At 40.4% G+C, this 12,488-nt stretch carries 12 protein-coding genes and 2 riboswitches; of the genes, 10 read left to right on the plus strand and 2 right to left on the minus strand.

What is annotated here, in order from left to right; translation table 11 throughout:
- Positions 1-13 precede the first annotated feature (13 nt).
- On the plus strand, positions 14-1,252 hold the full coding sequence (locus ACP7A0_RS12040) for a hypothetical protein (protein ID WP_034664809.1): 1,239 nt from the start codon (positions 14-16) through the stop codon (positions 1,250-1,252).
- 496 nt (positions 1,253-1,748) lie between these two features.
- Here ACP7A0_RS12040 and ACP7A0_RS12045 read toward each other — a convergent pair whose 3' ends face one another.
- Positions 1,749-2,321 (minus strand): GNAT family N-acetyltransferase, encoded by a 573-nt coding sequence (locus tag ACP7A0_RS12045; protein WP_034664806.1) that lies wholly within the window; start codon positions 2,319-2,321, stop codon positions 1,749-1,751.
- Positions 2,322-2,459: 138 nt separating this feature from the next.
- On the opposite strand from ACP7A0_RS12045, the gene ACP7A0_RS12050 reads away from it, so the two are divergent.
- The gene (locus tag ACP7A0_RS12050) at positions 2,460-3,029 is read left to right on the plus strand and encodes a hypothetical protein (protein ID WP_034664802.1); all 570 of its coding nucleotides are present in this window, start codon (positions 2,460-2,462) and stop codon (positions 3,027-3,029) included.
- A gap of 118 nt (positions 3,030-3,147) precedes the next feature.
- Here ACP7A0_RS12050 and ACP7A0_RS12055 read toward each other — a convergent pair whose 3' ends face one another.
- Entirely contained in the window at positions 3,148-4,335 is a 1,188-nt protein-coding gene (locus ACP7A0_RS12055; protein ID WP_375566984.1) for an MFS transporter, read from the minus strand.
- A gap of 101 nt (positions 4,336-4,436) precedes the next feature.
- On the opposite strand from ACP7A0_RS12055, the gene ACP7A0_RS12060 reads away from it, so the two are divergent.
- From ACP7A0_RS12060 to purB, 8 genes are all read left to right on the plus strand, one after another.
- Complete coding sequence (locus ACP7A0_RS12060; RefSeq protein WP_034664796.1) at positions 4,437-5,333, plus strand: LysR family transcriptional regulator; 897 nt, start codon at positions 4,437-4,439, stop codon at positions 5,331-5,333.
- A 115-nt stretch (positions 5,334-5,448) separates the two neighbouring features.
- A riboswitch (purine riboswitch) is annotated at positions 5,449-5,550 on the plus strand.
- A gap of 145 nt (positions 5,551-5,695) precedes the next feature.
- Positions 5,696-7,021, plus strand: a complete 1,326-nt coding sequence (locus tag ACP7A0_RS12065; protein ID WP_375566986.1) for an NCS2 family permease — start codon at positions 5,696-5,698, stop codon at positions 7,019-7,021.
- Positions 7,022-7,400: 379 nt separating this feature from the next.
- Complete coding sequence (locus tag ACP7A0_RS12070) at positions 7,401-8,201, plus strand: hypothetical protein (protein WP_375566988.1); 801 nt, start codon at positions 7,401-7,403, stop codon at positions 8,199-8,201.
- Positions 8,202-8,403: 202 nt separating this feature from the next.
- Complete coding sequence (locus tag ACP7A0_RS12075) at positions 8,404-8,958, plus strand: DUF2179 domain-containing protein (protein WP_024424505.1); 555 nt, start codon at positions 8,404-8,406, stop codon at positions 8,956-8,958.
- Positions 8,955-9,155, plus strand: coding sequence for an NETI motif-containing protein (locus tag ACP7A0_RS12080; protein WP_060595676.1), 201 nt, complete (start codon positions 8,955-8,957; stop codon positions 9,153-9,155). The genes ACP7A0_RS12075 and ACP7A0_RS12080 overlap by 4 nt, the downstream gene beginning before the upstream one ends.
- Before the next feature lie 79 nt (positions 9,156-9,234).
- A riboswitch (purine riboswitch) is annotated at positions 9,235-9,336 on the plus strand.
- Positions 9,337-9,505: 169 nt separating this feature from the next.
- Positions 9,506-9,994, plus strand: coding sequence for a 5-(carboxyamino)imidazole ribonucleotide mutase (gene purE / locus ACP7A0_RS12085; protein ID WP_050945777.1), 489 nt, complete (start codon positions 9,506-9,508; stop codon positions 9,992-9,994).
- Positions 9,987-11,129 (plus strand): 5-(carboxyamino)imidazole ribonucleotide synthase, encoded by a 1,143-nt coding sequence (gene purK / locus ACP7A0_RS12090; protein WP_187704365.1) that lies wholly within the window; start codon positions 9,987-9,989, stop codon positions 11,127-11,129. The genes purE and purK overlap by 8 nt, the downstream gene beginning before the upstream one ends.
- Positions 11,126-12,421: an adenylosuccinate lyase gene (gene purB, locus ACP7A0_RS12095; protein WP_034664786.1), complete on the plus strand. Its 1,296-nt coding sequence runs from the start codon at positions 11,126-11,128 to the stop codon at positions 12,419-12,421. Before purK ends, purB begins: the two co-directional genes overlap by 4 nt.
- Positions 12,422-12,488: the final 67 nt, after the last annotated feature.

Here is a 12,488-nt window from a genome sequence, read left to right on the forward strand (position 1 = left end):
AGGAGGAATTTATATGAAAAGAGAAAGTAGAGCTGGAAATTCATTCAATACATTAATTCTTTTTATTTATTTGTGTATACTAATTTTTTTATTGTCAAAAAAATTGTATTTGTTGTCTAGTATTTATGTTGTATTAATTAGTTTATGGCTAATTTGGGTGAATAGAAAACCCATTACTAGAAACATCAATACTCTCTTTGTTGAGCTGAAAAAGTTAAATCAATTAAAATATTATTATATTACAGATGATAATAAATATATTGATTTAGAGAAGAGACAGTATATCTTTAATTTATTCCGTGATGCAGCGGTGGGGACATTTTTTATTTCATTAGTTAACATCATAGCAATACGAAGTTTACTTGAACATTTTTTAGGTAAATCAGAAATTGTGAATTTATTCACTATCATCAGCATCAGTTTTGTATTAATTATTGGTTATGGGGGTATAATAGCAGGTTTAGTTTATAAATATACAACAGCTACATATGTTTTGATACCAATTATTAATGCTTTCATCTACTTTTTCTTTTTGCATCCAATAATTAATTCTTTACCTTATTTCGTTGGATTTTTGACTTACTTATTTACTACAGTGATACTGTATTCTGCGTTAACATATGCTTTTCCAGTTCATATTTTAAGGAAATTAAATGGAAAGACAGTATTAATTAGTTCATTTACAACAATTTCAGCTGCACTGTTAAGTCCAATTTTGTTGTTCTATTTTTCTAGTTATATCAAATCCGGAAAATATTTATTAACTATTGAAACTGTAAAAAAAGAGACTGACATCTCGGATACATTAAAAAACATTATTTTGGATAATCCTGATCTAGTAGATGTGATTAATCACTTTTTGTTGAAAGAAGTTTCGAGTCAGTTGACTTCAATGATAAGTTTAGGAATAACTGCATTTACAATATCTTATATTATAGGTGGTTTATTAATTAATAGAAAAATAACGAAAAATAAATTGAAAGCAAAATCTATTTATAGAAAATTAATTAAAGAAGAATACCCAATGGAATATAAGAATTTAGTTGCATGCTCGTATTACGGCGGAGAAGATTATGAAAACCTTTTATTAAATAATGATATAACTTCAAAAATAATCAAAGATAACGAGGTTAAATTAGATATTCCAAATTATTCAATAAAAACACAGTTTACAGCTTGGTTGAAAAGAAAAATAATTGTATACTCTATTTTCTCCTCATATAAAAAAATATTTAGTGAATTAAGGAAGTAGTTCAAAATCACTTGAAGTTACAAAATAGTTCTTGAAATCTCCCAATGACGCCCTTTTTCTTGACTCTAGTGATTCTCCAAGCTGTTGAATCACACTCTCGAACCGATGACAAGAACTACTTTATATTTCTGATTGATATGAACGTGTATGTTTTGCTACTGGTTTATTTCTCGATTATTTACTTATATAGGTTACATGCCATTCAGTATTGGAGACATTTGTTACTTTAGGGTTTTATCATTCTATAGACACTTTTTATATATAAAATTTCGTTGTAATAGCACTTTAGCACACCTTTCTTCTCCGAATCTTTCCGAGGGAGAAAGGGTGCTGAATGTTCAATTTGCTAGACAAGTTTTCAATATATGGGTTTAGCTCGTAAATGTGACGGAGCATATTCGGGTTGTGATTTTGAATGAAAAAAGTATTTGTTTTTCCTTGGTCCGTTATGACTTTATATAGTATGATCAAATGAATATGCAAGACTTAATGAATTCTATTTTGTTTCAAAATCCCTCTTCAAAATCGAATACATAAACACATCATCAAACCCATGTTGACCAAGATCATACTCCCTCAATAAACCTTCTCGTACAAAATCAAACTTCTCCAATAATTGAACAGAAGACGTGTTTGCTGGATCAATGATGGCTTCAATCCGGTTCAGGTTCATCTCCTGAAATCCATATCGTAACACCGCAGCAATGGCTTCCTTCATAATGCCTTTTCTCCAATGATCGTGATGTAATTCATAGCCGATTTCCGTGCGGCAGTGCTGTTTTTCTAGATTGAGAAAGCCGCAGCTGCCGATAATGGCTGGATTGTCTTTTAGAGAAATGCCCCACCGGATGCCTGTTTGTTCTTTGAAGATATTGTCATACCACTTGATTTCTCCTTTTGTGTCTTCGATTGTTTTATGAACATCAATGCCCATGTAGCGGCACACGGTTTCATTGGATAAATAGATATGCATATCCTCAGCATCTTCGCTTGTTGCTTGTTTTAAGATTAGTCTTTCGGTATGTATTGTTGGAAATGATTGTGGAAATATCAATTTATGTCTAGTCATATTTATCTCCTATTGTTTATTTTATTTAAATTATACCTGTGTTGGTCGGATTTGTTGAATGCTTTGGTATAATATGAAATTATCATCGTGGGAATCAATTACATGCGAATTATACTAAAGAGGAAGAGGATAAGAGAAATGGGTATATTTCTAATCACATTTGTTTTCGTGATGATCGCCGTAACTTTAGTGATCTATTTATTTAAAAAGGGAATCATTCGTTCTAAAGTGTTAGTGATAGTAGGTTCTGTTTTAGGAGGAACCGTACTAGTTGTTTGGATAGCAATGTTTTTTAATTTTTACTCTATCGCTTTAACAGATGAATCAATAGGTCATTTTAAGATCGGTCAAACATTCAAGGGAGATCATAATTTTGTGGAGAATTCTCAATTCTCTCATCCTAAACAGACGGTCTATATGGAAAAAGAAAATCAAGATTTTGTCGTATCAGTTGATCAACATGATCGAGTTATAACTATTTACAATCACTCAACACAAAAAAATCTTCAAACATCTAAGGGAGTTAAAATTGGAGAAGATTATTCATCTGTGATACAAACATATGGAGATCAATTCAAGAAGCTCTGGTTTGTCGAAGGGTATAGCAAAGGTATACAATATCAAGATCAATCAAACGGTATCATTTTGGAGTTCTTTTTCAATGACAATACACTAGCACTCATTGAACTTCGTAGTAAGCGGAAATAAAAAAGTAGATCGACATACTCCTTTTTGTAGATATTTCTTCCATTATATCAAAAGTTCAAGTTGCTCTTTCGACTCCATTTTTCACTACGCTAGTCAATAAATAAAAGAGCGAACATGGTTATACATGTTCGCTTTTTGTCTGCTTTTGGACCAGCCGATTACGATAGAACGAGTACCGAATCAACATGAATGCGACAAAACTGGCTAAACCGCCAATCCAGCTTAGATTCGTTACGTTTGTATACTGTATAATCACACCGCCGATTGACGATCCGAGCATCATGCCGATATTCATAATCGCTGTATTAAAACTCAGCACGGTTTCTGATGCTTGGGGTTTTAGAGAGATGAGGTAAAACTGCTTCGCTGGAGTTGTCGTCCATGTAGCGATGCCCCATATGGCTAGTGTGATCAAGACACTAATTGTAGAGAATTGCGTAAAAAATAAGGCAAAGAGAGCGAACATCTGGATCATGATGCTGATCGAGATGGTTCGGTTTGGCCCCCATTGATCAACGGCGAAGCCGCCAAAGCGTGAGCCTATAAAAGCAGCAATTCCTAATATAAGTAAGGAAATACTTGTCATTTCAAGAGAAAAGCCTGCGGTCTGTCGTAATAAAGGAGAGATATAAGCGAATACCATTGTGTAGCCTAAGATCCAAAAGACGGTCGTGGCTAAGCCGCTGATCACCCTGCGGTCTTGAAGGATGTGTAATTGCTGCTTCAATGGCAGATGTGAATGTCCCTCCATTCGTGGCAGTAATTGATAAAGCAGGACCAAGAGACAAGCAGTACCTAGCGCAATGATGAGAAAAATATAGTGCCAATCCACATGACCTGATAGAAATGTGCCAATAGGAACACCAAGTACGAGTGAAACGGTAAAACCAGTAATGACCGTCGCCATCGCGCTTCCTTTTTTTTCTGGAGGGGCGATCTGCGCTGCATAATTCGTGGCGACCACAATATATAAGCCGCCGCTCATGGCCATGATGACTCGAGATAGCAGGAGCAGCACAAAGTGATGGCTAAAAAAGGCGACCACATTGCCTAAAATAAACACAAAAATAGCCGATAACAGAACCTTTTTTCGGTTCAATTTCGATGTTGCCATGACTAAAAAGAGAGCGCCTACTGCATAAAATAGAGAGTAAACGGTGATAAGCTGCCCGGCAGCAGGAATGGAGATGTGTAAATCAACTGCAATTATATCTAGAATGCCAGACACGACGAATTCTGAAGTGCCTGTGACAAATGAACCGACAGCTAAAAGAATAATCAATAGCTGATGAGATGTGTTTTTCATTTTTGAACCCTTCCTTCATTTTGATACGTTGTATTTAGTTTAAATTCCGTGCTAACATAAGTAAAATTGATGTTTTTCATGAAGGGGATGAGTGAATACTCATGAGCTTTGTTCGCTTTGATATTATCGCAAAAGTGGTGGAGCTTGGCAGTTTTACCGCAGCAGCTGAAGCATTAAATATGACGCAGTCCGCCGTGAGTCATGCAGTGGCAAGTTTAGAAACGGAGTGGGGTGTGTCTTTATTCATTCGCGACCGAAAAAAGGGCATTATGCTGACGGACATCGGTCAAACTCTTCTCCCGCATATTAGAGAAGTGTTAAATAGGATGGAGAAGATCCAGCAAGAAATTGCGTTAACGAAAAATATTGAAACAGGCTTGATTCGTATCGGTACATTTGCCAGTGCATCTGCTTGTTTATTGCCTAAGCTGCTTGTAAGCTATCAGAAAAAGCATCCGAAAATCGAATTTAAATTTTATGAGGGGACGTATGAAGAAATATTGGAGTGGCTGGATTCTGGCATTATTGATGTTGGATTTGTTGTGAAAGGCCATGCGGATGAAGCCTTCGACTTGCTGCCGCTGATCAAAGATGAGATGGTGGTCGCTTATCATCCTCATCATCGATTCCACCAGCAGCCCATTGTAGACATAACAGATTTGGCGGATGAACCTTTTATTATGCCGACTGGCATGTATCAATCACATGTAGAGGATATTTTTTCTGAGGCCCAATTGAAGCCGGCTACTTTATTTGAAGTACATGATTGTACGACTATTGCTCGTATGGTCGGGGAAGGGCTTGGTGTCACGATAGGCCCTGAGTTGTTTTTAAAAACGCAGCAGCTTGTGCACATTCGTCAGCTGAATGTGTCTCATCATCGTGAGGTTGCGCTCGCCTGTCCTTCTCTCTCCCAAGCTTCTCCGGCAGTGAAAGAGTTTTTCCATGTGGCCGAAACGGTTTTTGTAAAAGAGAAGGATTTAGAGAAGGGTGTATAAAGAACTAGATGTGGTTTTCCAAATTCGTGTAATAAGACGAATGAAGCGGACATTTCTTTGAAAATTGTTCGCTTTTTGTATTGTGTTTTAAAAATGAAGTTGGTACAATAGACACAGAAATCAAATAGATAGAAGTCGTATAATCGCGGGGATATGGCCCGCAAGTTTCTACCAAGCTACCGTAAATGGCTTGACTACGTCAATTCACACTCGTTTGATATAAATCATGCATTGTTCTTGTTTTATGTCACGGTCTGAATTCACACTTGTAGTCAAGCGTCCCAAAACTGTTGGGGCGTTTTTTATTTGACTTGTGAATGGGACAGACTAAAGCAAAAGGACATGAAGGGAGTCAGTTGGCTTTGAAACAGTTTTTTCAGTTTGATGAGTTAGGAACGAATTACCGCAGAGAAATCATCGGTGGTTTAACCACATTTTTGTCGATGGCTTACATTTTGTTTGTCAATCCGATCACACTTGCTTTAGTAGCAGTACCGGATTTTCCAGATAAATTACGAATTGATCAGGGCGCTGTCTTTACAGCGACGGCGTTAGCCTCTGCCGCAGGGTGTATTCTGATGGGGTTGATTGCCAGGTATCCGATTGCGATTGCACCAGGTATGGGTTTGAATGCCTTCTTCGCCTTCTCGGTTGTTCTTGGCATGGGCATCACATGGGAAGCAGCACTTTCTGGTGTGTTTGTTTCAGGATTGATCTTTGTTGCCCTTTCTTTAACAGGTTTCCGTGAAAAAATCATCAATGCCATTCCGGCTGAGCTGAAGCTGGCGGTTGGTGCGGGTATTGGTTTGTTCATTACGTTTGTCGGTCTGCAAGGCTCTGGCATTATCGCCAATAATGATAATACGCTCGTTTCGATTGGAAACATTCACAGTGGCCCTGTCTTATTAACGGTGTTTGGTATCGTTGTGACTGTCATTTTAATGGTTCTTCGAGTGAATGCAGGTGTCTTCATCGGGATGCTTGTGACAGCTATTGCAGGAATGATCGTTGGTCTTGTACCAGTACCGACGCAAATTGTGGGAAGTATTCCAAGCTTATCTCCAACCTTTGGCCAAGCCTTGATTCATTTACCAGAAATTTTCTCAATTCAAATGCTTGTCGTGATTTTAACGTTCTTATTCGTTGGGTTCTTTGATACAGCAGGAACGCTTGTGGCTGTTGCAACCCAAGCTGGTTTAATGAAAAATAATGAGCTGCCGCGTGCAGGAAGAGCACTTCTGGCGGATTCATCTTCAATCGTTGTAGGTTCTGTCCTTGGAACATCCACAACGACATCTTATGTTGAATCCAGCTCAGGTGTAGCTGCTGGTGCGCGTTCTGGATTTGCAGCTGTCGTAACAGGTATTTTCTTCTTACTTGCGATGTTCTTCTCGCCGCTATTATCCATCGTTACATCGAATGTGACAGCACCTGCTTTAATCATTGTCGGTGCACTGATGGTCGCTCCGCTTGCGAAGATTGCCTGGGATCGTTTTGAAATTGCCGTACCAGCCTTCTTAACGATGATTATGATGCCACTCACATACAGTATTGCAACAGGGATTGCGGTTGGCTTTATTTTCTACCCGATTACGATGATCTTTAAAGGGAAAGCCAAAGAAGTACATCCGATTATGTACGGATTGTTTGTGATCTTTATTCTTTACTTTGCTTTCTTAAATCATTAATTGTTGACAAAGGGTTAAAATGATCTTTATTTTAACCCTTTGTCTTCTTTTTTCAGTGTGATAGAAAACCTTTGCAGTCTAGAAAGGACGAGCACTGACGCGGAGCGAATTTGACATTCGTGAGCATCAGCGCGCAGGACTGACAAAGAATGCGAGGGTTTGTCTACACGCTGAAGCAGTAGCTCATGGAAGCTGCTGTTTTTTTGTTTTGTCTAATTTTCTTACCATTTTAAAACCTCTGCTGCCCTTTATCCGTCTATTCGTATGAACGTCAAGGCATCTTGACTGAACAGAGAGACTCCGCTACTTTAAGAGGAGTCATCCGAACAGGACATTCGTATGAGCCTGTTTGGATTGTGCTGGATAGGAGTTGATATGAATGTTAGAAAAAGATCAAGAGCAAAGTACATCAGACTTAAAAAATGAAGAGCCATCAATAGATCAAGAAACGAGGCAATCCCGCCTCAGCAGAAGTGCCGCAAAACGTGGAAGAACCTCGAAAGCAAAAGCAGCAGCGGCTGATGAGCGTTCTGCCATTCAGCGTATGCTGCAAGGTGTAGGAGGCGCGTTTAAGCGCTATGGCTCATATGGACTTGCGATGTTAAAATCACCGAGCCGGGCCATCAATCAAGCGGAAACATTACGGATGAAGTACGCCTGGATCTCGATTGTGTTATTCAGCGTGTTTTTTGCTTTAGGCAACTATGTTCAATTAAAGGCGTCAAAGACCCGTTTATTAGGCTTTGGCATTCATTACTCTTTTGGTGACGCCTTTTTGAGGATAGCGGTCTTTACACTCATCCTGTTGACATTGATGATGCTTACCGTCTGGTTACTCGGAAAGTACATGCTAAAAGGAAACATATCACTGAAAGAAGTGATCATGAAGTTTGGTGCCGCCCTTGTGCCGGTTTTGGTTTTATCCATCCTTTGGCTTGTATTTGCCATGATGAATATTCCATATGTGACGGTCATTTTATCTGTGATGATGTTTTTTGGTCTCCAGTTGATTGCGATCGTACTCTTTCGCTCGATTCAATCGGAGCATGAAGCGGTGCGCGGTGATTTGATGTATGCGGGCTGGATCTTTTTATTGGTGGAGCTTGTCATCATTGCACTACTCTGGAGCATTGTCGGAGAGTATTTGATTCCTTCACTTGTTCCTGTTCGATTTGGATAAACACACTGAAAGCCTCCTTTTTTGAAAAAGGAGGCTTTCATGTTGAGAAGAGGAAAAAACGGGTAAACTCTTGGTAACAAAGACCACCTTTGTTGTCGAAAGATATATGTGTTTTTCTCGCGCAAATTTGATTGTATCAAGGTATGTTCTCTAGTAGAATATGGGGTGCTTTATTTGATTTTTAGTGCAGGGGGTTCGAATCGTGCTTCAACAACTTTTATCCAATGCGTTCACCATGGTTTTGATCATTTTAGTGATTAATATTGTCTATGTTTCTTTTTCCACTATGCGTTTGATTTTAACAATGAAAGGCAGACGGTACGCAGCTGCTTTTGCTGGTACGATTGAAATGCTTATCTATGTCATTGGGTTAAGTATCGTACTTGATAACTTAGATCAAATACAAAATGTCATTGCGTATGCGCTAGGTTATGGGATGGGAATCATTGTCGGGATGAAAATTGAAGAGAAGCTGGCACTTGGCTACACAACTGTTAACGTGATCACAAAAGAATTGGATGTCGATCTCCCAAGACAATTGAGAGAAAAAGGATATGGTGTCACCAGCTGGGTAGCAGGCGGTCTTGAAGGAGACCGGACAGCATTGCAAATTTTAACACCGAGAAAATATGAACTGCAATTATATGAAACGATTAAAACGCTGGATTCAAAGGCGTTTATCATTTCGTATGAGCCCAAATCGATTCACGGCGGCTTCTGGGTGAAGGCTGTGAAGAAAAGGAGAATTAAAGAATGACCGCAAAACCAAAGAAGAAGAAATTCTATGTGGAAGACAACATGTCGATCGATCAAGTGTTGTCCCAGATGGCAGCGGAAGGCTACTCGCCTGTCCGACGAATGGAGGAGCCGATTTTTCAAGAAAAGAAGGAAAATGGGTCGATTCAGATCATTCCGATTGGGAAAAAAATCGTATTTGAAGGAAAAATAGTCTAAATCCGAACATTAAAACGACGACTTCGTAGATTGTTCGATAAATCCGTTGACATCATGAACATCCGTTGTTAAGATAAACATGAATTCAAAACACGAACCTCATATAATCTTGGGAATATGGCCCATAAGTTTCTACCCAGTTACCGTAAATGACTGGACTATGCAGGATAGTGAACAAAACTGACATGGCGTTTCAAAAGCGAACAGCGCTTACCATGGCCCGGTTTGTGTTGCTTCCTAACAATGCAATGCAAATCGGGCCTTTTTGTTCGGCGTTTGACAAGCTGCTTAGGTTTGGGAAGCGTGTCAAACGATACAAAATCGAATATCAGCTTAAAGGTGGGGACAAAATGAAGCCGCTTGTAGGTGTCATCATGGGAAGTACATCTGATTGGGAAACAATGAAAAATGCGTGCGATATCTTAGAGGAATTAGACATTCCGTATGAAAAACAGGTGGTATCCGCACATCGGACACCTGACTTGATGTTTGAATATGCGACAGAAGCAAGAGGTAAAGGACTAAAAGTCATCATTGCCGGTGCTGGAGGCGCAGCACATTTACCGGGGATGGTCGCAGCGAAAACGACACTGCCGGTCATTGGTGTGCCCGTACAATCAAAAGCACTAAATGGGCTGGATTCCTTATTATCCATCGTTCAAATGCCAGGCGGTGTACCGGTTGCTACAGTGGCGATTGGCAAAGCCGGTGCAACAAATGCAGGGCTTCTTGCCGCGCAAATGATTTCAGCATTTGATGAAACAATCGCTGCTCGCCTTGAAGAAAGAAGAGAGCAAACAAAACAGACTGTACTAGAAAGCAGTGATCAGCTTGGCTAAGCAGACCATTTTTCCAAACGCAACCATCGGTATTATCGGCGGAGGACAGCTTGGCAGATATATGGCCGTCAGCGCAAAACAAATGGGATACCGGGCAGCTGTGTTAGATCCAGTCGCACAATCTCCTTGTGGACAGGTTGCTGATACAGAAATCACAGCTGCATATAGTGACCTCGAAGCGATTCGACAGCTGGCAGAAATCAGCGATGTCGTGACATATGAATTTGAAAATATTGATTATGATGCACTTAATCAATTGAAGGAAGAAGCCAATTTACCGCAAGGAAGTGAACTTCTTCTTTTAACTCAAAATCGTGAAACGGAGAAAAAAGGGATTGTAGACGCAGGCTGTGAAGTCGCGCCTTATCGCATCATTCATGATGAAAAAGAGCTGGAAGACGCAGTGGCCGTGCTTGGTTTGCCAGCCGTTCTGAAAACGTGCAGAGGCGGCTACGACGGAAAAGGGCAGTATGTGATCAAGGAAAAAGGACAGCTTCATGAAGCAGCAGCATTGCTCACACATGGAACTTGTATTTTAGAAAGCTGGGTCCCATTTCAAATGGAGCTCTCGGTGATCGTCACTCGTTCTATTCATGGGGAGATTGCGGTATTCCCAGTCGCTGAGAACATTCATAAGCATAACATTTTGTTCCAAAGCATTGTGCCTGCAAGGGTAGAGGAACGTATTCAGGAGAAGGCAAAAGAGCTGGCAACGACACTGGCTGAAAAGCTGGGGCTAGTCGGTACACTTGCTGTAGAACTGTTCCTGACAAACGAGGGAGAGCTGCTCGTCAATGAACTGGCGCCTCGCCCGCATAATTCTGGTCATTATACGCTCGATTTATGTGAGACGAGTCAGTTTGAACAGCACGTTCGCGCGATATGTGGTTTGCCGCTTGGCGGTACAGCCCTTTTCTCAGAGGGCATGATGGTGAACTTATTAGGCGATGAAGTGGACATCCCAACAGAGCATCCTGAGCTTCTCAAAGAAGCGAAGCTTTATCTATATGGAAAGCATGAAGTAAAAGCCGGCCGCAAAATGGGGCATATGACATTTATGAAACAGCTTGATGATGAATGGATGACAAACATCACAAAGATATGGACTGAAAGAGATGGAGGAAACGGGAAATGATCGAACGTTACGCACGACCAGAAATGTCAGCAATCTGGACAGAGGAAAACAAATTTAATGCATGGCTTGAAGTAGAAATTCTCGCTTGTGAAGCTTGGGCAGAGCTTGGTGTTATTCCGAAAGAAGACGTTGTGACCATGCGCAAAAATGCAAGCTTTGATATTGATCGTATTCTAGAGATTGAACAAGACACGCGCCATGACGTGGTAGCCTTTACGCGTGCTGTATCTGAATCTCTAGGAGAAGAAAGAAAGTGGGTTCATTACGGGTTAACATCTACAGACGTAGTGGATACGGCGCTTTCATATCTATTAAAACAGGCGAACGATATCTTGCTCAAGGACATTGAGAGATTTGTTGACATCCTAAAAGAAAAAGCAAAAGAGCACAAATATACCGTCATGATGGGCCGTACACACGGTGTACACGCTGAACCGACAACATTTGGGCTGAAGCTTGGTCTTTGGTACGAAGAAATGAAGCGTAACCTAGAACGTTTTAAACAAGCAAAAGCTGGCATCGAATACGGCAAAATTTCTGGTGCTGTTGGCACATATGCGAACATCGACCCGTTTGTTGAGCAATATGTATGTGAGAAGCTTGGCATCAAAGCTGCACCAATTTCAACCCAAACCTTGCAGCGTGATCGTCATGCAGATTACATGGCTACTCTTGCACTCGTCGCAACAAGCATTGAGAAATTTGCTGTTGAAATTCGTGGACTTCAAAAGAGTGAAACACGTGAAGTAGAAGAGTTCTTCGCAAAAGGACAAAAAGGATCATCAGCGATGCCGCATAAACGGAACCCAATCGGCTCTGAAAATATGACGGGAATTGCCCGCGTCATCCGTGGATATATGCTGACAGCTTATGAAAATGTACCGCTTTGGCATGAGCGTGATATTTCTCATTCCTCTGCTGAGCGCATCATTTTACCAGATGCAACGATTGCACTGAACTATATGCTGAACCGTTTCTCAAACATCGTAAAGAACTTGACGGTCTTCCCTGAGAACATGAAACGCAACATGGACCGCACACTTGGCTTGATTTACTCACAGCGCGTTCTTCTTGCATTAATCGATACAGGCATGGCACGTGAAGAGGCATATGATACGGTTCAGCCAAAGGCAATGGAAGCGTGGGAAAAGCAAGTGCCATTCCGTTCATTAGTAGAAGCGGAGGAAAAAATCACATCACGCTTAACACCTGAACAAATCGCTGACTGCTTCGATTACAACTATCACTTGAAAAATGTCGATATGATTTTCGAACGTCTAGGTCTTGCGTAAGAAATGGGCCGCCTGCTCGTCAGGCACCCAATCCTGAAAATTGCCAACATTCAAATTAGGAGGCCAA

Source organism: Bacillus sp. DWP3-1 (assembly GCF_049896565.1).
Taxonomy (GTDB): domain Bacteria; phylum Bacillota; class Bacilli; order Bacillales; family Bacillaceae; genus Bacillus.